General features: G+C 65.7%; 19 protein-coding genes and 2 pseudogenes. 9 read left to right on the forward strand and 12 right to left on the reverse strand.

Features of this window, described 5'->3' with window-relative positions; translation table 11 throughout:
* Positions 1 to 312: 312 nt before the first annotated feature.
* Complete coding sequence (tyrS, locus tag MO486_RS14005; RefSeq protein WP_242909001.1) at positions 313 to 1,521, reverse strand: tyrosine--tRNA ligase; 1,209 nt, start codon at positions 1,519 to 1,521, stop codon at positions 313 to 315.
* A 185-nt stretch (positions 1,522 to 1,706) separates the two neighbouring features.
* Between tyrS and MO486_RS14010 the strand changes: the two genes are divergently transcribed.
* Together MO486_RS14010 and MO486_RS14015 are read left to right on the forward strand one after the other, a co-directional pair.
* Entirely contained in the window at positions 1,707 to 3,110 is a 1,404-nt protein-coding gene (locus tag MO486_RS14010; protein ID WP_242909003.1) for a M23 family metallopeptidase, read from the forward strand.
* A gap of 199 nt (positions 3,111 to 3,309) precedes the next feature.
* Positions 3,310 to 4,431, forward strand: a complete 1,122-nt coding sequence (locus tag MO486_RS14015) for an anhydro-N-acetylmuramic acid kinase (protein WP_242909459.1) — start codon at positions 3,310 to 3,312, stop codon at positions 4,429 to 4,431.
* Between the two features lie 92 nt (positions 4,432 to 4,523).
* Here the strand turns inward: MO486_RS14015 and MO486_RS14020 are convergent.
* The 3 genes and pseudogenes from MO486_RS14020 to MO486_RS14030 all read right to left on the reverse strand — a co-directional run.
* Positions 4,524 to 4,733, reverse strand: a pseudogene (locus MO486_RS14020) (hypothetical protein); the annotation flags it as partial.
* A 56-nt stretch (positions 4,734 to 4,789) separates the two neighbouring features.
* On the reverse strand, positions 4,790 to 6,166 hold the full coding sequence (locus MO486_RS14025; RefSeq protein WP_242909005.1) for an MFS transporter: 1,377 nt from the start codon (positions 6,164 to 6,166) through the stop codon (positions 4,790 to 4,792).
* Entirely contained in the window at positions 6,163 to 6,936 is a 774-nt protein-coding gene (locus MO486_RS14030; RefSeq protein ID WP_242909007.1) for an exodeoxyribonuclease III, read from the reverse strand. The genes MO486_RS14025 and MO486_RS14030 overlap by 4 nt, the downstream gene beginning before the upstream one ends.
* Before the next feature lie 65 nt (positions 6,937 to 7,001).
* On the opposite strand from MO486_RS14030, the gene pyrE reads away from it, so the two are divergent.
* Together pyrE and MO486_RS14040 are read left to right on the forward strand one after the other, a co-directional pair.
* Positions 7,002 to 7,655, forward strand: a complete 654-nt coding sequence (pyrE, locus tag MO486_RS14035; RefSeq protein ID WP_242909016.1) for an orotate phosphoribosyltransferase — start codon at positions 7,002 to 7,004, stop codon at positions 7,653 to 7,655.
* A 30-nt stretch (positions 7,656 to 7,685) separates the two neighbouring features.
* Positions 7,686 to 8,354 (forward strand): hypothetical protein, encoded by a 669-nt coding sequence (locus tag MO486_RS14040; protein WP_242909018.1) that lies wholly within the window; start codon positions 7,686 to 7,688, stop codon positions 8,352 to 8,354.
* Between the two features lie 54 nt (positions 8,355 to 8,408).
* Here the strand turns inward: MO486_RS14040 and MO486_RS14045 are convergent, their stop codons facing one another.
* From MO486_RS14045 to radC, 6 genes are all read right to left on the reverse strand, one after another.
* The gene (locus MO486_RS14045; protein WP_242909025.1) at positions 8,409 to 9,161 is read right to left on the reverse strand and encodes an SDR family NAD(P)-dependent oxidoreductase; all 753 of its coding nucleotides are present in this window, start codon (positions 9,159 to 9,161) and stop codon (positions 8,409 to 8,411) included.
* A gap of 107 nt (positions 9,162 to 9,268) precedes the next feature.
* Positions 9,269 to 9,832 carry an isoprenylcysteine carboxylmethyltransferase family protein gene (locus MO486_RS14050; RefSeq protein ID WP_242909027.1) on the reverse strand — a complete coding sequence of 188 codons (564 nt, stop codon included), beginning with the start codon at positions 9,830 to 9,832 and terminating at the stop codon, positions 9,269 to 9,271.
* Positions 9,832 to 10,209, reverse strand: a complete 378-nt coding sequence (locus MO486_RS14055) for a hypothetical protein (protein ID WP_242909029.1) — start codon at positions 10,207 to 10,209, stop codon at positions 9,832 to 9,834. The genes MO486_RS14050 and MO486_RS14055 overlap by 1 nt, the downstream gene beginning before the upstream one ends.
* A gap of 69 nt (positions 10,210 to 10,278) precedes the next feature.
* A complete protein-coding gene (locus tag MO486_RS14060) occupies positions 10,279 to 11,004 on the reverse strand; it encodes an SPOR domain-containing protein (RefSeq protein ID WP_242909031.1) in 726 nt (241 codons plus the stop codon).
* Entirely contained in the window at positions 11,005 to 12,708 is a 1,704-nt protein-coding gene (gene argS / locus MO486_RS14065; protein ID WP_242909033.1) for an arginine--tRNA ligase, read from the reverse strand.
* 71 nt (positions 12,709 to 12,779) lie between these two features.
* A complete protein-coding gene (gene radC, locus MO486_RS14070; protein WP_242909035.1) occupies positions 12,780 to 13,454 on the reverse strand; it encodes a DNA repair protein RadC in 675 nt (224 codons plus the stop codon).
* A 99-nt stretch (positions 13,455 to 13,553) separates the two neighbouring features.
* Between radC and coaBC the strand changes: the two are divergent.
* The 3 genes and pseudogenes from coaBC (at position 13,554) to MO486_RS14085 (ending at position 17,591) form a co-directional block, all read left to right on the forward strand.
* Positions 13,554 to 14,785 (forward strand): annotated as a pseudogene (coaBC, locus tag MO486_RS14075) (bifunctional phosphopantothenoylcysteine decarboxylase/phosphopantothenate--cysteine ligase CoaBC).
* The gene (gene dut / locus MO486_RS14080; RefSeq protein WP_242909037.1) at positions 14,782 to 15,240 is read left to right on the forward strand and encodes a dUTP diphosphatase; all 459 of its coding nucleotides are present in this window, start codon (positions 14,782 to 14,784) and stop codon (positions 15,238 to 15,240) included. Before coaBC ends, dut begins: the two are co-directional and overlap by 4 nt.
* Positions 15,241 to 15,254: 14 nt before the next feature.
* On the forward strand, positions 15,255 to 17,591 hold the full coding sequence (locus MO486_RS14085; protein ID WP_242909039.1) for a phosphomannomutase/phosphoglucomutase: 2,337 nt from the start codon (positions 15,255 to 15,257) through the stop codon (positions 17,589 to 17,591).
* A 66-nt stretch (positions 17,592 to 17,657) separates the two neighbouring features.
* On the opposite strand, the gene speA is transcribed toward MO486_RS14085, so the two are convergent.
* Positions 17,658 to 19,547, reverse strand: a complete 1,890-nt coding sequence (speA, locus tag MO486_RS14090; RefSeq protein WP_242909041.1) for an arginine decarboxylase — start codon at positions 19,545 to 19,547, stop codon at positions 17,658 to 17,660.
* A 132-nt stretch (positions 19,548 to 19,679) separates the two neighbouring features.
* On the opposite strand from speA, the gene speE reads away from it, so the two are divergent.
* Entirely contained in the window at positions 19,680 to 20,528 is an 849-nt protein-coding gene (gene speE / locus MO486_RS14095) for a polyamine aminopropyltransferase (RefSeq protein WP_242909043.1), read from the forward strand.
* Between the two features lie 58 nt (positions 20,529 to 20,586).
* On the opposite strand, the gene MO486_RS14100 is transcribed toward speE, so the two are convergent.
* On the reverse strand, positions 20,587 to 20,925 hold the full coding sequence (locus MO486_RS14100; protein ID WP_242909045.1) for a P-II family nitrogen regulator: 339 nt from the start codon (positions 20,923 to 20,925) through the stop codon (positions 20,587 to 20,589).
* A 182-nt stretch (positions 20,926 to 21,107) separates the two neighbouring features.
* Between MO486_RS14100 and MO486_RS14105 the strand changes: the two genes are divergently transcribed.
* The gene (locus tag MO486_RS14105; RefSeq protein ID WP_242909047.1) at positions 21,108 to 21,377 is read left to right on the forward strand and encodes an accessory factor UbiK family protein; all 270 of its coding nucleotides are present in this window, start codon (positions 21,108 to 21,110) and stop codon (positions 21,375 to 21,377) included.
* The last annotated feature ends 5 nt before the right edge of the window (positions 21,378 to 21,382 follow it).

Raw genomic sequence — 21,382 nt, forward strand, 5'->3', positions numbered from 1 at the left:
ACTTCGCCCCAGGCTTGAAATCACTCGCTGGCTGAACCCTTTCAGGTTCGCCATTTGAATTGACTTGTTGCTCTGTTACGAACGTCTGCAAGATGGACAACCATCCACCCGCCAGACGCCCGCACAAGTCACCTGCGCACACTGTCAAAGATCGTGAGAGAGGCCTCAGCGCCTACCCCCGTGGCCCGCACCTAAGTGCTGAACCGAGCCGCACATCATACAGCCCTTTCCAAGAACGTCAACACCGACTGACGCCCAATTTCTGACTGCCGGCGAAAATCCATGCGCGGCGCGGGCCGCATCGACGCAGCTTCAGCCAGCAAGCAGCCGGACACGGGCGAAATTGCGCTTGCCAACCGCAAGCACCCCCTCAAAACCGGGTGTGAATAGCTGCAGCGGATCCTCGATCACGGCACCATCGACGCGCACTGCACGTTCCTTGAGCTTGCGTGAAGCTTCGGAATTGCTCGGCGTGAGTCCGGCCGCAGTCAGCAACGCGCCGATACGCAAACCTTCGGCCGGCACGACAACGTCCTGCAACGACAACAGCGCAGTGTCGCCTTCTCCACGTACAGCGGCATTCCAGCCGGCGATCGCCTGCTCGGCTTCGGCAGCACCATGGAAACGCGCTGCGAGTTCGCGCGCGAGGCGCAGCTTGAGATCGCGTGGATTGAGCTGACCGCTTTCGATTTCGCGCTTCAACGACGCGACTTCGGTTAACGAGATTTCGAAGCTCAACAACTCGATCCAGCGCCACATCAAGTCGTCGCCGATCTTCATTGTCTTGGTGACGATGTCGATCGCCGGTTCATTGATCCCAATGTAGTTGCCGAGCGACTTTGACATCTTGTTGACGCCGTCCAGGCCCTCGAGCAGCGGCATGGTGAGCACGATCTGCGCGGGCTGGCCGTAGTGCTCCTGCAAACCGCGGCCCATCAGCAGATTGAATTTCTGATCGGTGCCCCCGAGTTCGACGTCCGCTTTCAACGCAACCGAGTCGTAGCCCTGCACCAGCGGATACAGGAATTCATGGATCGCGATCGACTGTTGCGCGGCATAGCGCTTGGCGAAATCGTCGCGCTCGAGCATGCGCGCCACGGTGTGCTGCGCGGCGAGCTTGATCATGTCTGCAGCGCTCATCTGCCCGAACCACTCGGAGTTGAAGCGCACTTCGGTGCGCTCGCGATCCAGCACCTTGAACACCTGGTCGGCGTAGGTCTTGGCGTTGGCGGCAACGTCTTCGCGCGTCAGTGGTTTGCGGGTGACGTTCTTGCCGGTCGGATCACCGATCATCCCGGTGAAGTCGCCGATCAGGAAAATCACCTGATGCCCGAGGTCCTGGAACTGCCGCATCTTGTTGAGCAGCACGGTATGGCCGATGTGCAGGTCGGGCGCGGTCGGGTCGAATCCGGCCTTGATCCGTAGCGGGCGACCGAGCTTGAGCCGGGCTTCCAGCTCATCACGCTTGAGGATTTCGTCGGCACCGCGGCCGATCAGTTCGAGAGCTTCGTGGATGGACACTAGTGGGCTCGCAATGATGAGACTTTGCCGATCCGTGATCGGGGTTGTGAAAGTACCGTTAAGAGCTGGTTAAATCAAAAAATCCAGTCGGCTCAAGGGTTTGACGCGAACTTCTCGGGTGACTATGGTAGCGCCGTTACGTGCCCATCACCGGGCCGTAATGCTTTTTTCAGGGGGTAGTAGAGATGAGCCAATCCGGGATCGGTCGTAGCCAGCGCGCACGCCTGAAGTCGCTTCGCGAAGCCGCTCTGCACCAGCAGGTCGCCGCTCGCCTCCCCAACGGTTTCAACGGTCGCTGGACCCGCCGTCATTGGGCCCATGCCAGCCTGTTCGCCACCCTCGGCGCGCTGGTTGCCGCGATTGTCCCCGGTTTTTCCAGCCCCGTGCATACGCCTATCACCGCGACGCGCACCACGCTGGCGCTGGCGTTGCCGCCGCTGCCGCTGGCCAAGCTGCACGGCAAAGCCGGCGACAGCTGGCAGATCGTGCACCTCGAACGCGGCCAGACGCTGGGTTCGCTGTTCGAGGACTTCGATATTCCCGCGTCGACGATGCACCGCATCCTCGAACAGCCCGGCGCCAAGGCCACGCTGACCCGGATGCGCCCGGGTACCGAACTCGCCTTCGATCTGCCGGTCGACGGCAAGCTGCGCACGTTCCGCTACGACCGCGACGAGACCCATCGCGTCGAACTGACGATCGACGGTGACACCATCCGCGAGAAGGTGATCGAACGTCCGACGGAAACCCGTACCGTCGTCCTGAGCGGCAAGGTCGGCAAATCGCTGTTCCATTCGGCGCGCAAGCTCGGCCTCAGCGGCAACGCGATCAATACGCTGACCGACGATATCTTCAAGTACGACATCGACTTCAACGAAGACGTCGCGTCCAGCGACCGCTTCAGCGTGGTGGTCGAACAGACCTGGCGCGAAGGCGAGCTGATCAAGACCGGCCCGGTGCAGGCCGCGACGTTCACCGTCGGCGGCAAGCTGCATTCTGGTTTCCGCTTCGAGCGCGGCGGCAAGGCGGAATACTTCACCGCCGAAGGCCGGCCGCTGAAGAAGAGCTTCATCCGCATGCCGATCCCGTATGCGCGCCTGACTTCGAAGTTCGGCAGCCGTCGCCATCCGGTGCTGGGCATCGTGCGCCAGCACAAAGGCGTCGATTACGGCGCGTCCACCGGCACGCCGATCATGGCCGCCGGCGATGCGCGCGTCGCGTTCGTCGGTTGGAAGGGTGGTTACGGCCGCGCGGTGATCCTGGATCACGGCCGCGGCTACACCACGCTGTACGGGCATATGTCGGCGTTCGGCAAGGTCAAGGTCGGCCAGCGCATCCCGCAGGGCACGGTGATCGGCCGCGTCGGCATGACTGGCCTGGCCAGCGGCCCGCACCTGCATTACGAATTCCGCGTCAACGGCGTGCATCGCAACCCGCTGTCGATCACCATGCCGCCGCCGGAGCCGCTGGGTGGCGGCGCGCTGGCCCAGTTCCGCACCCAGACCGGCGCGGCATTGGCGCGGATCCAGAAGGTCGAGCGCGTGATCTACGCCGACGCCGCACCGGCGAAGCCGGTCAAGAAAGCCTGAACCAGGCCGGTTAGTGCCGAGCCTTGCTCGGCACAGTCTCCTGATGCGGGAGCGTGGCCCGCAACGCACGGGCACAAACGGGCCACATGCGCCACACGCTGGCCGGGTGGGTTGTGGTGGTCTCGGGCGGTGGGGGGGGGGGGGGGCGCCGCCCCCCCCCCCACTACAGGGCAAACTGCGGCAACTCGGTCGCCTGCCCATCTCGATGCCTCATTCCGACTCCGAGCTTTATCTCGGCCTCATCTCCGGCACCAGCGCCGACGGGATCGACGTCGCACTGGTGCGATTCGCCGCCGATGGCCACTGCGAACTCGCGCGCGGTCGCACCTATCGTTGGGAGACGGCATTGCGCGCGCGCCTGGTCGCGCTCGGTCAGGGCGGCGATGCGACGTCCCTGGATGAACTCGGCATGCTCGATGTGCAGATCGCGCACGCCTTCGCCGATGCCGCACGTGAATTGCTGGAGGAAGCCGGTATCGCGCCGACGCGGGTGCGCGCGCTCGGCTCGCACGGACAGACCGTGCGCCATCGTCCGCAAGCGGAATTTCCGTTCACCTGGCAACTTGGCGACGGCAACGCGATCGCCGAACGCAGTGGCATCACCACGGTCGCGGATTTCCGTCGCCGCGATGTTGCCGCGGGTGGCCATGGTGCGCCACTGGTGCCTGCATTCCATGCCGCGATGCTGCGCTCAGACACCGAAGACCGTGCGGTCTTGAATCTCGGCGGCATTGCCAACTTCACGTTGTTGCCGACCGTAGGCGCCGTGCGCGGCTTCGACACCGGCCCGGCGAATGCGTTGCTGGATGCGTGGTGCGAACGCCATACCGGTGCGGCATTCGATGCTGGCGGCGCATTTGCAGCGCGCGGCGAGATCGACCAGGCGCTGCTCGCGCGACTCCTGGATGAGCCCTGGTTCGCGCTGCCGCCACCGAAGAGCAGCGGCCGTGAGCAATTCCATCTCGACTGGCTGCAATCGCGGTTACGCGGCGACGAGCGCGCGCAGGACGTGCAGGCAACGTTGCTCGAACTGAGCGCATCCACGATTGCCACTGCCCTGCGCTCACAGCAGCCGGCTACGAAGCGCGTACTGGTGTGCGGTGGTGGCGTGCACAACCCGATGCTGCTGGCGCGGATCGCTGCAATGTTGCCAGAGGCCCTGGTGGAGTCGACGGCACTGCACGGGCTGGACCCGGATTTCGTCGAGGCGATGGCATTCGCCTGGCTAGCGCGGGAAACGTTAGCGGGGCGTCCCGGCAATCTGCCCGCAGTAACCGGAGCGCGCGGACCGCGCGTGCTGGGCGCGGTGTATCCAGCCTGAAACAGCGCCTACTCTTCCGACCAGCGATCGAGGATATGCGTCGGTCCCGGTGACTCCGGCGCGCGTCCGATCAGGCCGAAACCAGTGTCGTCTGGAACGTGTTCCAGCGCCGCGATCGCGTTCTTCAGGGCATCGGCCTCGCGGTCGCTGAAGTGCACGTTGAGACCACTTTCGCAAGCAAACAGACCCTGCTCGAGCAGGGTCAGCAAGGTCTCGTGCATGCTCCAGCCACGGGCGTCGGCCAGATGCTTGATGCGATCGGCCAGGACCGTGTCGATGTCACGCAGGACGATGTCGGTCATACCGCATTTCCTCCTGGATGCTGCATCCTCGCCGAGCCGCACCCGGGGGCGCAACCTCAGGCCGCACTGGCGGGTGGGGCATGAACGGATTTGCGCCGCGCAAGAGTCAGGCACAGGAGGAGAGCGGGGACGCCAACGACTGCCGTCGCCGTGAAGAACAGGGCATAAGCCTCAAGCAGGCTGCGGCCGAGCTCCAATTGCTCCACTGCCACGCCGGACAGTCCCTTCAACAGCTTGCCGGGCAAGGCATAGAACGAGCTGAGCAGCGCGTACTGGGTCGCGGTGTAGCCAACGCTGGTCAAGCTCGACATGTAGCCCACCAGCGCCACACCAGCGAACCCGTTGCAGAAGTTGTCGATCACCATCACGGTCGTGAACACGCCGGCATCAGCGCCGTGCAGGGCAAGGTAAGCGAATCCCAGGTTCGACGCCGGACCCAGCACCGCCCCGGCCAGCAGCGTGGGAACGAAGCCGAAGCGCACCGCGCTCAGCCCAGCCGCGGCGACGCCGACCACGGTCGCAACCAGCCCGAACGAACCGCGCACCGCGCCGACGGTTTCCTTGGCAATGCCGAGGTCGGCATAGAACGGGTTGGCCATCGGACCCATCACGAAATCCGGCAGCCGGTACAGGCTGATCGCCGCCAGCATCAGCAGCGCCCACCTGCCATGGTGGCGGAAGAACTCCACGAACGGGCCGACCACCGCGTCGAACAGCCCCTGCGCGGTGAATAGCGCCGGATGCGCGGCCAAGGCCTGCTGGGTCGCCGCCGGTTCGCGCGCCGACAGCGTGGCGACGACGCCGACGCCCATCAGCAGCGCCATCACCTCGTACGACAGCGACCAGCCGATCTGCGCGGCGAAGATCAGGATCAGCGAATCGGTGACCAGCAACGCGCCGCGATATCCGAGCGTCGAGGTCGAGGTGAGCAAGCCCTGCTGTTCGTTGCTGTCCGCGCTCTCGATGCGCCAAGCGTCGATCACGATGTCCTGCGTGGACGAGGCGAAGGCCACCACCAGCGCCAGCACGCCGAAGACGACGAGCTGGTCGAGGGCGATGCCCGCGAGCACCAGCTGCCCCTGCTGCGGCTGCACCAGCGCCATGCCGATCAACGCGGCAACCACCACCAACTGCGACAGCAGCATCCAACCGCGACGACGACCGAGCCAGCGTCCGAGCAGCGGTGCGTCGACCTTGTCGATCAGAGGCGCCCACAGGAACTTCAGCGAGTACGCGAGCCCGACCCAGGACAGGAAGCCGATCGTCGACAACTCAATGCTGTTCTCGCGCATCCAGAAGCCGAGCGTGTTGCCGACTAGGTAAAGCGGAATACCGGAACTGAAGCCGAGCAGCAGCATCACCAGCACCTTGGGCTGGCGCAGGTTCTGCAGGACGTTCTGCCAAGCGGGGCGCTTGGCTGCTGAGGTGGTCACAGCACGTAATCCACAACAAACGGAGCGTGATCGGAAAACCGCGGCTGCGGATGGATCGAACAGGCCTGCAGCCTGTCGCGCAACGAGGGCGTGACGATCTGGTAATCGATGCGCCACCCGACGTTGTTGGCGCGCGCGGCGCCGCGGTTGCTCCACCAGGTGTAGTCCTGGCCTTCGGCGTGCAATGCGCGGTAGGCGTCGATCCAGCCACTTTCGTCGGTGCACAGGCCATTGAGCCAGTCGCGCTCCGGCGGCAGGCAGCCGGAGTTCTTCTGGTTCGAGGTCCAGTTCTTGATGTCGAGCCGGCTGCGGACGATGTTCCAGTCGCCGCACAGCACGTAGTCGCGGCCGCTGCGCAGCCACTCGTCGAGGATGGGTTTGAGCCAGTCCATCACTTCGAACTTGAAACCTTGGCGCAGCTCGCCGGACGAGCCGGACGGAATGTAGAACGACACCACGCTGAGATTGCCGAAACGCGCTTCGAGGTAGCGGCCTTCATCGTCGAACGGCGCCCAGCCGAGCTGGGTACGGACTTCGTCCGGCTCGCGCTTGCTGTAGATGGCGACGCCGCTATAGCCCTTCTTGGTGATCGCGTCGCGGAAGAAGGCGCGGTAGCCGTCCGGCTTGAAGCTATTGCCGCTCAGCTGGTGCTCCTGCGCCTTCGTTTCCTGCAGGCACAGCACGTCAGCGTCCTGTCCGCGGAACCAGTCGAAGAAGCCCTTGTTGGCCGCGGAGCGCAGGCCGTTGGCATTGAAGCTGATGATGCGCACGCGTTGTCCCTTCGAAGCCCGCCGCAGCGTAGCAAACCACTGCCGGCATGGGACACACTAGCGGAATGAACGACCACCGCACCCGTTTCCTGGCCCTGGCCCTGCGCGCGCAAGCCTTGCGCTTCGGCGAATTCACGCTGAAATCCGGCCGCAGCAGCCCGTACTTCTTCAATGCCGGACGCTTCGATTCCGGCGCGACGCTGGCGGAACTCTCCGCTTGCTATGCCGATGCGATCGCTGCTTCTGGCCTCGACTTCGATCTGCTCTTCGGCCCCGCGTACAAGGGTATTCCGCTTGCCACCGCGCTCGCCTGCGAATTCGCGCGCCGCGGCCGCGACCTGCCACTGGCGTTCAACCGCAAGGAAGCCAAGACCCATGGCGAAGGCGGAACGCTGATCGGCGCGCCGCTGGCCGGGAAACGGGTGCTGATCGTCGATGACGTGATCACCGCTGGCACCGCGATCCGTGAAGCCTTGACGATTATCCGCGACGGCGGCGGCACGCCCGCCGGGATCGTCATTGCCATCGATCGCCAGGAGCGCGCGACCGAAGCCGAGTCCCGTTCCGCCGCGCAAACCGTGGCGGCTGAACAGGGGATCCCGGTGATCGCGGTCGCCACCCTCGCCGACCTGCTTGCGTTTGCCAGCGAAAGCGCGGAACTTGTCGGCCATCGCGATGCCCTGCACGCCTACCGGGCGCGCTACGGCAGCGATCTTTGAACCTGCATCGCTGCAGAAGGGGCTGCAACCATGCCGCTGAAAACACGATTGTTGACCACCACAGTGCTGCTGATCCTGGCCGCCACCGCCAGCGCCCAGGACAAGGGCAAGAAGAAGCTGTACTGCTGGGAGGAAAACGGCCACAAGGTCTGTGGCGATGCGCTGCCGCCTGAAGCCGCGGGCAGCGCGCGCAGCGAATTCAGCGTCAAGAGTGGCCGCCGTGTCGGCGAAGTCGCACGCGCCCTGACGGGTGATGAACGCGCCGCCGCGGAGGTTGCCGCCAAGCAGGCGGTCGTCGACGCCGAGGCCGAAGCCATGCGCAAGCGGCGCGAACATGCCATCGCCGAGTCCTACGCCACCGAAGCCGACTTGCGCCACGCTTTCCAGGAACGCATCGACTTGCTCGATGCGACCCTCAAGGCCTCCAATCTCGGCGTCACGGCCCTGCGCCAGAGCCTGCTCGGCCTGCTGCGCCAAGCCGGGGAGCTGGAACTCGCTGGCAAACCGGTCCCGCCGACGACTGCCAACAACATCATGATCCAGCACACTGAACTGCGCCGTCGCGAACGCATCCTGGTCCAGCAACGGCAAGACCGCGCTGATCTCGACAATGAGCTCAACCGTGTGCTTGAACGCTACCGGGAGATGAAGCGGCCGAATGGTGTCGTTGCAACGGCGCCTGCCCCACCCGGCGGTTGATGCTTCCGTGTCGTTAACCCTGTTGGGTTTGTCGATGCGCTGCAGGTAAGAGCATCAGGCATCGCGCGCGATCTGGAATCCCGCGAACGACTGGCTAGTCGGCATCAGCTCCAGTCGATTGATGTTGAGATGCGGCGGCAGGTTCGCGATCCACCAGATCGTCTCGGCGATATCTTCGGCCGTCATCGGCTTCGCGCCTTTGTAGAGGGCATCGGACGCGGCCTGGTCGCCGTGCGTGCGCACCAGGGTGAATTCGGTTTCGGCCATGCCTGGCTCCAGCGCGGTCACGCGCACGCCGGTGCCGTGCAGGTCGGCGCGCAGGCCGAGCGAGAACTGGCTGACGAAGGCCTTGCTGCCGCCATAGGCATTGCCACCCGTGTAAGGGTACGTCGCCGCGGTCGAACTGATGTTGATGATCGCACCCTGGCGCGCGATCAGCGTCGGCAATAGCTTGTGGGTCAGCGTCACCAGTGCAGTGACGTTGGTGTCGATCATCGTGCGCCAGTCGTCGAGGCTGGCGCGTTGCGCCGGCAGCGTGCCCTGGGCGAGGCCGGCGTTGTTGACCAGCAGGTCGATGTCCCGGAATTGCGGTGGCAGCGCATCGAGCGCGGCGTGCATCGCATCGGCATCACGGATATCGAAGATCGCCGCGTGCACGCGATCGTCGCCGAATTGATTGACGAGGACCTGCAAGCGCCCGGCGCGTCGGCCAGTGGCGATTACGCGCCAACCAGCGCCGGCGAAGCGTTTTACGGCGGCTGCTCCGAAGCCCGAGGTTGCGCCGGTGATCAGGATGGTTTTGGTCATTGCGCGATTCTAGAACGACCACTGCTTTTGTAGGAGCGGCTTATAGCCGCGAGCTCTCGGCGCGTTGAAAAAGCTCGCGGCTATAAGCCGCTCCTACAGCGAATGGGTTACCAAACGAACGGAACCAGCCGCTTGGTCTCGCGGGCGTAGGCCGGATACGCCTCCGGAAAGGCTTCGGCAAGCATCCGTTCTTCGATGCGGATGCGCCACAGGAACGCCGCCGTGATCGGCACGATGACCACCAGTGCGGCGAGCAGATGCCCGAGCGCGATAGTGAAGCCGACGACCGTCAGCAACGCGCCGGTGTAGGACGGATGCCGCAGCAGGCGATACGGGCCACGACGGATCAGTCCCTGGCCAGGGTGGATGGCGATGTCGACGGTGAAGAACTGCGCCAGCGTGCGCACCGACCACCACCGCAACAGCAGGCCGGCGACCATCAACGCCATGCCGCACCACAGCTGCGGTTCGCTGCGGGTTGCCAGCTGGCCATCGTCACGCCACGCCAGCCACGAGCCCGCAACGAGGCTGGTGAAGATCGCAATGATCAGCAGATTCAGCGTGCCGCGATCGCGCGTTTTTTCGGGATCACCGGAGCGTCGGCGCCCGATCCAGAGCTGGCTTCCCGCCCAGACCAGGCACAGCACCACGAATAGAAGGGCAACACTCATTATTTGCCGGGTTTCTTGGTTGCCGGCTTCGATGCCTTCTTCTCGGCGGGTTTCTCAGCCGGCTTGGCTGTCGACTTTGCTGCGCGCTTGCGCGATTTGCCAACGCTCGACCTGCCTACGGTCTTCGACTTGGTCGCGCGGTGCTTGCGCAACATGTCTTCAGCCAGCACCACGTCCGCGGACAGGATGCCCGCGGCCTTGGCGATGGCAATACGCGCCTCAGCCTTGTTCTCGTCGGGATTGGCGAGCAGCAGCTCGCGGATCGCCTCGCGCAGCGCAGCCTCGGCGTTGCGCTTGAGCTGCAGGTTTTCGCCGCGGCGGAACAGGCCCATCAGGGCATCGACGACGGGTTTGATCAGTGCGGCTTCGATCGGCATGGCGTCTCCATTTCAGAGTCCCATTGTGCGTCGCGACCGTCTCACCCGTCGCGACCACGCCGCGGCCACCTACTTCGCCTTGATGGCCATCGCCGGCAACCCATTGCTGCCCAGCTTCTGCTTGGCTTCGGCGAGCTCGCTGGCGGTGCCGTACGGCCCCATGCGCACGCGGTACACGGTCTTGCCGTTGATCTGCGCCGATTCGACGCGCGCGGACAAGCCGAGCAGGGCGATCTTGGCCTTAACCGCCTCGGCGTCGCCGGAAGCGCCGAACGCGCCGGCCTGCAGGATGTAGCGGGCGTCGGCGGTGGTAGCGATTGCCGTCGTCGTGGCGGGTGCCTGTGTGTCAGGTTTGGGGACGGTGGCCGCCTGCGCGTTGTCGGCGTTGGGGGGCGCCGTCGCCGCAGCCGCCTGTTTTTCGCGCTCGGTGCTGGCTTCGCGTTCGGCTTCGGCGCGGGCGCTGGCGGCAAGCTCGGCATCCGACATCGCCACTTCCTTGCCCGGCAACACGGTGTAGAAGTCGTACTGGGTTTCCTTCGGCTTGGCTTCGTCCGCCGTCGCCGCGGACTCCGGCACGATCACGTCGTCGTCCCCGGCGTTGGCGTTAGCCGCCGGGCGGGCGTCGGGATTGGGCTTGGGGCGGAAGAAATCATCGGCGGCATCCGACTTCAGGAAACGTGGCGCCGCGAGCAGCACCACAATGCCCAGTAGCACGCCGGCGATCAGCCACGCCCAACCGGGAATGCCATTGCTCGGGTTGCGTCGCGCTTGCGACTTGCCGCGTCGTGCCGCCATTTACATCGTCTCCGGGGCGCTGACGCCCAACAAATCCAGTCCGTTCTTCAATACCTGCCCGGTCGCCACGCTCAATGCCAGGCGCGCATCGCGCAGCGTCGCATCTTCGACCAGGATGGCCTGGGCGTGATACCAGGTGTGGAACGCATTGGCGAGTTCGCGCAGGTACTGCGAAATCGCATGCGGCTCCAGCGTTTCGGCGGCGGTCTCGACCACTTCCGGATAGCGCGACAGTTCCAGCAGCAATGCCTGCGCGTGCTCGTCGGTGAGCGTGTCGAGATGCGCCAGGCCGTGCTGCAGATCGAACGCGTAGCCCTTCTCGCCAGCCTGACGCAGCAGGCTGCAGACGCGGGCGTGCGCGTACTGCACATAGAACACCGGGTTGTCGTTGCTCTGCGATCGCGCGAGGTCGATGTCGAAGGTGAGCTGCGAATCCGGCTTGCGCGCGATCAGGAACCAGCGCGTGGCATCGCGGCCGGCCTCCTCGATCAGGTCGCGCAGCGTCAGGTAGCTGCCGGCGCGCTTGCTCAGCTTTACTTCTTCGCCGCCACGCATCACGGTGACCATCTGGTGCAGCACGTATTCCGGCCAGCCCTGCGGGATGCCGACGTCGAGCGCCTGCAGGCCGGCGCGCACGCGCGCCAGCGAGCCGTGGTGGTCGGCACCGAGTTCGGTGATCGCGCGTTCGTAGCCGCGCTGCCACTTGCTGCGGTGATAGGCGACATCCGGCACGAAATAAGTGTAGCTGCCATCGGACTTGCGCATCACGCGGTCCTTGTCGTCGCCGTAATCGGTCGACCGCAGCCAAAGTGCGCCGCCTTCCTCGTAGGTGTGTCCGTGGGCGATCAATTCGCGCACGGTTTCCTCAACCCGGCCCTCGGTGTACAGCGAGGATTCGAGGAAATACACGTCGAAGCCGACACCAAACGCGGCGAGATCGGCGTTCTGTTCGCGACGCAAATAGGCAACCGCAAAGCGGCGGATCGCGTCGAGGCCGTCGGGATCCTTCGCGCCGACTTCGACATGGCCTTCGAACTCGACCGTGTCGCCACGCAGGTAAGCATTCGCGACCTCGACGATGTAATCGCCACGGTAACCGTCGTCCGGCCAGCCGGCGTCATCCGGCGTCCTGCCCTGCGCTCGCGCCTGCACCGACTTGGCGAGGTTGTCGATCTGCGCGCCGCCGTCGTTGTAGTAGAACTCGCGCACCACTTTCCAGCCGTTGGCCGCGAGCACGCGTGCCAGGCAGTCGCCAATCGCCGCGGCGCGGCCGTGACCGACGTGCAGCGGGCCTGTGGGATTGGCGGAGACGAATTCAACACCGACGGTGTGGCCGGCACCGTTCGCATTGCGGCCGTATTGCGCGCCGGCTGTCACGATCGCGCGGACTTCGCGCTGATAGGCCTCCGGCGCGAGATGGAAATTGATGAAGCCGGGGCCAGCGATTTCGACTTTCGCGATGTCCGCATCCGTCGGCAATGCCGCGACTAGCGCCTGCGCGATCGCGCGCGGGTTGCTGCGCGCCCCGCGCTGACCAGCATGCTTCGCCAGCAGCATCGCGGCGTTGGTGGAGAAGTCGCCGTGGCTGCGCTCCTTGGGGCGCTCCACTACGAACTCGGGCGTGGCGAGATCGGCCGGCAGGGTGCCGGCAGCGCGCAGGGCATCGATGCCTTGGGCGATCAAGGCGCGGAGGGAGGCTTTCACGAAGGGTTCGGCGTGCGGTTCAACGGGCGCACATTCTACGCGATGGGCTGCGTGCATCCCGCGCGTCACGACTACACCCATCCCCGCGCCGCCAGCGACACCGGGGGACCGTCGGCGATAACGAAATGATCGAGCAGGCGCACGTCGATCAGCGCCAGCGCCTGCTTCAGGCGTGCGGTGACGGCGCGGTCGGCGGCGCTGGGTTCCGGATTTCCGCTGGGATGGTTGTGGCCGACGATCACCGCCGCGGCGTTGTGCGCCAGCGCGCGGCGCGCGACTTCGCGCGGATGCACTTCGGCGCCGTCGACGCTGCCGCGGAACAGTTCCTCGAACGCCAGGGCCCGGTGGCGGGTATCGAGGAACAGGACGGCGAAAATCTCGTGCGGCTGGTGGCGCAGCCTTTGGGCGAAGTAGCGGCCGGCAGCGCAGGGGTCGCTCAGGGCCTCTCCGCGTTCGAGGTCGGCGGCGAGGTGCCGGTTGCCCAGCTCCAGCGCAGCAGCGATGGCACAGGCGCGGGCGGGGCCAAGTCCAGGCAGTTTCGACAATGCATTCGGCGGGTGTTCCAACAGCGCGCGCAGTGGACCGTACGCGGCCAGCAGCTCGCGCGCGGTCGCCACCGCGTCGCGACCACGTAGGCCAGAACCCAGGAAGATCGCCAGCAGCTCGGCGTCGGACAACGCGCCCGCACCGCGGGCGAGCAGCTTTTCACGGGGACGTTCCTGTTCAGGCCAGTCGCGGATATGCATGGCTGCAGCGTGCGCGACGGCGCACCCCGTCGCTATCGGGCTCCATAGGGGCTTCGGGTAAGCTAGCCGCCACTTCCGGCGTGGGGTTTTCCCGACACGATGGCCGACACCAAAGCCGCCCTGAACGGACAACGCATCCTGCTCTGCGTCTGCGGCGGCATCGCCGCTTACAAGGCCGCAGAGCTGGTGCGGCGGCTGCGCGACGCCGGGGCGCAGGTGCAGGTGGCGATGACCGAGGACGCCACGCGCTTCGTCGGCACCCCGACCTTCCAGGCCCTGTCCGGTCATCCTGTGCGCACTTCGCTGTGGGACGAGGCCGCCGAAGCGGCGATGGGCCACATCGAACTGGCACGGTGGGCCGACCGCATCATCATTGCACCGGCCACCGCCAACACGCTCGCCAAGCTCGCGCATGGGTTCGCCGACGATCTCGTTACAACCCTCTGCCTGGCGACGACCGCCCCAATCACCATCGCGCCGGCGATGAACCACCGCATGTGGCTGCATCCGGCCACGCAGGCCAATATCGCCACGTTGCGCGAGCGCGGCGTGCAGGTGATCGGTCCAGAGGATGGTCCCTTGGCCGAGGGCGAATCCGGGCCGGGCCGCCTGAGTGAGCCCGAGACCATCGTCGCGGCGCTGGCCGAGGCAATGCGATGAGTCTGCGTCGAGAGGATGCGCGGCTCGCGGGGCAACGCATCGTCATCAGCGCCGGGCCGACCTTCGAGGACATCGATCCGGTGCGCTTCATCGGCAACCGCAGCAGCGGGAAGATGGGGTTCGCCATCGCCGCCGCCGCTGCGCGTCGCGCAGCCGATGTGGTGCTGGTCGCCGGCCCCGTCACGCTGCCGACGCCGATGGGCCTGCGTCGCGTCGACGTGCGTTCGGCAGCCCAGATGCACGCCGCGGTGCTGGCCGAGTTGCCGGCCGACGTTTATGTCGGCGCGGCCGCGGTCGCCGACTTCACCCCACAGCGGGTCGCGCCGAGCAAGATCAAGAAACAGGCCGGCGTAGACACGCTGACGCTCGAGTTGGTGCGCACGACCGACATCCTCGCCGACGTCGCCGCGCACGCGCAGCGGCCACGGCTGGTGGTGGGTTTCGCCGCCGAAACCGACCACGTCGAACAATACGCGCGCGGCAAGCTGGAGAAGAAGAAGCTCGACCTGATCGCCGCCAACCGCGTCGGCATCGCCGGCAGCGGCTTCGAGAGCGACGACAACGCGCTCATGGTCTACTGGCGCGACGGGGAGCGCGCGCTCGGCCCGGCACCGAAAACGCAGTTGGCCGATGCCTTGCTCGACCTGATCGCGGAGCGCTTGCACGCATGAAACGCACGCTGGAAGTGAAGCTGCTGGATCCGCGCTACGGCGATACCTGGCCAATGCCCGCGTACGCCACCGATGCAAGTGCCGGACTCGACCTGCGCGCCGCGCTCGATGCGCCGCTGACCTTGCAGCCCGGTGATGCCTCGCTGATCCCGTCCGGCCTGGCGATCCATCTTGCCGATCCAGCGCTGTGCGCGCTGGTGCTGCCGCGCTCCGGGCTCGGCCATCGCCATGGCATCGTGCTCGGCAACGGTACCGGCCTGATCGACGCCGACTACCAGGGACCACTGCTGATCAGCACCTGGAACCGTGGCCGCGAAGCGTTCACGATCGAACCCGGCGACCGCATCGCGCAGCTGGTGATCGTGCCGATCGTGCGCGCGACCTTGCAGGTGGTGGATACTTTCGAAGAGAGCGCACGCGGTAGTGGCGGGTTCGGCCACACAGGCGTGCGCTGACAGGGGAATACAGCATGACGGAATCCGAACACAGCGCCTCCGCGTCGCCGCGAAAATCGCGCTCCATCGCATCACTGCGCCCACTGCTGCCAGCGCTGGGCGCGGCATGTGCGCTGCTGGCGCTATGGTTGGGTTGGAGCGCCTGGCAGCAGTACCGCAGCGACAACCTTGAAGCGGCATTGCTGAATGCGCGCGATGGCGTGGTCAAGACCACTGCCGATGCGGTGACCAGGGAGCGCGATCACCTCTCCGCCAAACTCGCTTCGGCACCAGTGCAGGAAGCGCTGGTCGCCGGCGACCTCGCCGTCGCGGCACAGCAGATCGCCGCCAACTGGACTGGCGTGGAGCAGGTGGAAGTGCTGCCGGTGGATCTCGATGCTGCTTACGCGGCACTGCCGAAGACCGGCTACGGCAAGCTCGGCGTGGCCGAGGCCTCGGTTGCAGGTGACAAGCCCGCGGCGTGGATCGTGCGCGACGCCGGCGGCGCACGGCTGGCGCTGTCGGCCCCAGCCAAAGTCGGCGCGACGCTGGTCGGCGTGGCCTATGCGCGCCTGCCTCTGGCGCGCGCGACGGCAGCGATCGAGGCCAGCAATATCGGCGACGACAGTTACCTCGCGTTGCGCCAAGGCAGCCACAGCGTGGTCGAACGCGGCGACAGCAGTCTGGGCACGGGTGCCGAAGTGTTGGCGACGGCGGTGCCGGGTACGGATTGGCGCGTTGCCGCGGCGCTGCCGGATATCACCGGCGCACCGTTTGGACTGAGCGCACTGTTGTGCGCGATCGCCGCAGTCGTCTTTGCGCTGCTGGCACTGTTTGCATTCCGCACCAGCCGCAAACTGCAGCCGGTCGGCCCGGAAGCAACTGTGCATGAGGCAAGCCCGACGCTTGCGCAGGCGCTGGAGCAGGAGCCAAGCGCCCCACCGGCGCCGAAGGTCAAGGACATTCCCGCGCCGCCGCAAGCACCGGGGCCGGTGTTGATCGACCGCAGCATTTTCCGCGCGTACGACATCCGTGGCGTGGTCGGGCAGACGCTGGACATGGGCGTCGCCGAACTGATCGGCCAATCCGTGGGCTCGCTGATGGCGGACAAGGGCCTGACCGACATCGCGGTCGGCCGCGATGGCCGCCTGTCCGGTCCGGACATGGTGGCAGGCCTGATCGAAGGCTTGCGCAAGGCCGGTCGCAACGTCATCGACATCGGCATGGCGCCCACGCCCGTGGTGTATTTCGCCGGGTTCCACCTGCGCACCGGCTCCTGCGTGTCGGTCACCGGCAGCCACAATCCGCCCGACTACAACGGCTTCAAGATCGTGGTCGGCGGCGAGACCCTGTCCGGCGACGCCATCACCGACCTGTACGCGCGCATCGCCGAAGATCGCCTGCACGAAGCGTCCACGCCGGGGAATTGGCAGCACCGCGACGTGTCCGACGACTACATCCAGCGCATCGCCTCGGACGTGCAGATCGACCGCCCGCTCAAGGTCGTCGTGGACGCCGGCAACGGCGTCGCCGGCGCGATCGCGCCGCAGGTGCTCAGCACGATCGGCGCCGAAGTCACTCCGCTGCATTGCGACGTCGATGGTACCTTCCCCAATCACCACCCGGATCCGAGCGATCCACGCAACCTCGAAGACCTGGTGCGGATGGTGCAGCGCCTGGATGCCGATCTCGGTGTCGCCTTCGACGGCGATGGCGATCGTCTCGGCGTGGTCACGCGCGACGGCAAGAACATCTTCGCCGATCGCCTGCTGATGCTGTTCGCCGCCGACGTGCTGGAACGCAATCCGGGCGCGGTCATCGTCTACGACGTGAAATGCACCGGCCGCCTGCCCGGCCAGATCCTGCGTCACGGCGGCAGTCCGCTGATGTGGAAGACCGGGCATTCGCTGATCAAGGCGAAGATGCGCGAGACGGACGCCGAACTGGCCGGCGAGATGAGCGGCCATTTCTTCTTCAAGGAGCGCTGGTACGGCTTCGACGACGGCATCTACGCCGCCGCGCGCCTGCTCGAGATCCTGGCCAGCAAACCGCAATCGCCAAGCGAGGTGCTGAACGCGTTGCCCGATGGCGTCTCCACGCCGGAGATCAACATCGAAGCGCCCGAAGGCGACCCGCACGGCTTCGTCGAACGCTTCCGCAACACTGCGAAGTTCGAGGGCGCGCGGTTATCGACCATCGACGGCCTGCGCGTGGATTGGCCGGACGGCTGGGGCTTGGTGCGCGCATCCAACACGACACCTGTGCTCGTGCTGCGCTTCGACGCCGATTCGCGCGACGGGCTACTACGGATCCAGGAAGCGTTCCGCACCCAGCTGCTCGCGGTGCGGCCGGACCTGAAGCTGCCGTTCTAGCAGTCAACCCATACTTCCAGCTGCTTCCGGGTTTGCTCCCTCCCCCGTCGGGAGGGAGCAAAAAGCTCAGCCCAATGGCTCGTCGCTGAGATAGGTATAAGCGGCCAGCCCCGCTTCCAGCGCGGCATTCATGCGTTCCGACTCTTCAGCCGGCAGCTTCGCCGCCGCCACCTTGTCGCGATACGCCGCACGCAAGGCGTCGAGCTTGTAGCCGACGTAATCGAGCATCACGTCGTTGGTGTCGCCGCGGCGCTGCTGGCTCATCGCATAGCCGTTGCCATCGATATGCACTTCGACCGCATCGGTATCGCCGAACAGGTTGTGGATATCGCCAAGGATTTCCTGGTACGCCCCAACCAGGAAGAAGCCGAGGCGATACACTTCGCCGTGGTTCAGCGCGTGCAGCGGCAGCGAACTGTCGAGGCCTTCATTCTCGACGTAAGTGTCGATCTTGCCGTCGGAATCGCAGGTCATGTCGGCGATCACGCCGCGCCGGGTCGGCGCTTCGTCGAGGCGTTCGATCGGCATGATCGGGAACACCTGGTCGATCGCCCACACGTCCGGCATCGATTCGAACACGCTGAAGTTGACGAAGTACTTGTCGACCAGGCGTTCGTTCAACTCGTCGAGCAGGTCGCGGTGGCTCTTGTCGCGGCCATCGAGGCGCTCGCGCACCGCGTGGGCGATCGCATAGAACAGGTCGTCGATGCGCGCGCGATGGGCGAGGTCGATCTGGCCGAGCGCGTACAGCGACAGGCCTTCGCTGTGGTGGTGCTGCGCTTCGTGGAACAGCTCCATTGCCGGCCGCGCGTCGAGTTCTTCATGGATCTCGCGCAGGTGGCGGATCACCGCCGGCTCGTCGTCGTGCGCGGGCGGCACGCGGCCTTCCGGCGCTTCCTCGACTTCGGACACGTTCGCGACGAGCATCGCGTGGTGCGCGGTCATCGCACGCCCGCATTCGGTGACGATGCGCGGCGGGGTCAAACCCTCTTCCTCGCAGGCCTCGGCCAGCGGCTGCACGATGGTCGACGCATACTGCGCGAGGCCATAGTTGATCGAGCAATAGCTGCGCGAACGCGTGCCTTCGTAATCGATGCCGAGGCCGCCACCGACGTCCATGTAGCGCACGTTGGCGCCGAGCTTGGACAGCTCGATGAAGTAACGCGTCGCCTCGCGCATGCCGTTGGCGATGTCGCGCACGTTGGAGATCTGCGAACCCATGTGGAAATGCAGCAGGCCGAGACAATCGCTCATGCCGCTGTCGCGCAGCGACTTCCACAGATCCAGCACCTGTCGCGGCGAGAGGCCGAACTTGGCCTTGTCGCCACCGGAGTTCTGCCATTTGCCGGCGCCAAGCGACGCCAGCCGCATGCGCACGCCCAGACCCGGCTTCACGTCCAGCGCCTTCGCCTCTTCCATCACCAGCTTCAGCTCGGACGGCTTCTCGACCACGATGTAGGTCTCGAGCCCGAGCTTGCGGCCGATCAGCGCAAGGCGGATGTATTCGCGGTCCTTGTAACCGTTGCAGACGATCAGCCCACCCGGCCGCGACAGCGCCAGCACCGCCATCAGTTCCGGCTTGCTGCCGGCTTCAAGGCCGAAGCCCTCGCCCGCGTGCGACGCCAGCGTGCCGGCGACGCCCTGGTGCTGGTTGACCTTGATCGGGTACACCGCGGTGTAGCCGCCCTTGTAATCCCAGTCGGCCTGCGCCTGCGCGAATGCCGCCTGCAGCTTGCCGAGGCGATCGCCGAGGATGTCCGGGAAGCGCACCAGCAGCGGCAGCTTGGCGCCGTTGGCGCGCGCCGCGTCGACGACCTCCGGCAACGCGATCGACGGGCCATTCGCGCCTTTCGGCCGCACGGTGACGCGGCCGGCCGCATCGATGTCGAAATAGCCGTCCGCCCAGTGCGGGATCGAATAGGTCTTGCGGGCGTGGTCGAGCGACCAGGCGGTCATCGGCGTGCATCCTCTGCAGACGTGCTGGTTGACAGCAAGGTGCTGCTTTAAGCAGCTGGGCGCGCATTCTAACGCCCAGCGTCATGCAGGTTGGCTACAATTCGCGCCCCCACGCTTGCCCGGAACGCCGCGATGACCGAGACCACCTGGAAATACGAGAACTTCGAGCCCGCCGGCTCGGCCATCGGCTATCGCATCACCCGCAAACTCGACGAGGTGCAGTCCGAGTTCCAGAAGATCGAGATCTTCGAGACCACCGACTGGGGCAACCTGATGCTGATCGATGGCGCGGTGATGCTGACCACGCGCGACAACTTCCTCTACCACGAGATGATGTCGCACCCGGCGCTGTTCACTCACGCCGATCCGAAGCGCGTCGTCATCATCGGCGGCGGCGACTGCGGGACACTGCGCGAAGTGCTCAAGCATCCCGACGTCGAGAAAGCCGTGCAGTGCGACATCGACGAGCAGGTCACGCGCATGTCGGAGAAGTATTTCCCCGAGCTGTGCGATCGCAATGGCGACCCGCGCGCCGAACTGCTGTTCGACGATGGCATCGCCTACATGGCGAACTGCGAACCCGGCAGCGTCGACATCGTCATCGTCGATTCGACCGACCCGGTCGGCCCGGCCGAAGGCCTGTTCAACAAGGCGTTCTACGAGTCCTGCTTCCGTGCGCTGAAGGACGACGGCATCCTGGTGCAGCAATCCGAATCGCCGCTGGTGCTGCTTGACCTGATCAAGGAAATGCGCGGCGAGATGGGCAAAGCCGGTTTCAAGACGTTCAAGACGCTGCCGTTCCCGCAGCCGTGCTATCCGACCGGGTGGTGGAGCTGCACGCTGGCGAAGAAATCCGGCGGGTTCGAGTTCCGCGAGGCCGATGCGCGCGCGAAGGCATTCGACACGAAGTATTACCTTGCCGACATCCACCGTGGCGCGCTGGTGGCGCCACCGTTCGTGGCAGCGGCGTTGGGCGAGTGAACCCATAAAAAAGCCCCGCCGACGCGGGGCTTTTTGTAGCTGCGGTTCACGCACCCGCCTACAACGCATCCCCATCCACTTCGCCCGTACGGATCCGGACCACTCGCTCCAGATCCCACACGAATATTTTCCCGTCGCCGATCTTGCCGGTGCCAGCGGTCTGCATGATCGCTTCGACCACCACATCGACCTGTTCGTCGGTGACGGCGACTTCCAGCTTGATCTTGGGCAGGAAATCGACCACGTACTCGGCGCCGCGATAGAGCTCCGTGTGACCCTTCTGCCGGCCGAAGCCCTTGACCTCGGTGGCGGTGATGCCGGCAACCCCGGCGTCGGACAGCGCTTCGCGCACGTCATCAAGCTTGAACGGCTTGATGATCGCCATGATCATTTTCATCCGATGCCCTCCATCACGCAGTCTCCATGCCAGCTGGCGGCAGCATACCGCGCCAGCCAGCCGGGCCAGCCGTAGCTGATTCGGATTTTTCCCACGACAGGCCGCGGTGCGCGCCGACGGCGCGGCCGTGACACGGCGGCCAAGCTGGCGATGTCTCCGCAGGGTGCGCCACAATGAACACCATGATCGACCTGGACAAACTCGACGAACTCGCCCGCCGCCTCAGCGGCCTGGTCCCGCCTGCCATGCGCGAGGGCCGTGAGGAACTGCAGCAGAACTTCAAGTCGGTACTGCAGACCGGCCTGGCCAAGCTGGACCTGGTCACGCGCGAAGAGTTCGAGGTGCAACGCGCGGTGCTGCTGCGCACGCGCGAGAAGCTGGAAGAACTGCAGCGCGCTGTCGCCGAGCTCGAAGCGCAGCTGGGCAGCTCCGCTACCCCGCCTCGCCACTGAGGTCG

The organism is Lysobacter sp. CFH 32150 (assembly GCF_022758295.1).
Classification (GTDB): domain Bacteria; phylum Pseudomonadota; class Gammaproteobacteria; order Xanthomonadales; family Xanthomonadaceae; genus CFH-32150.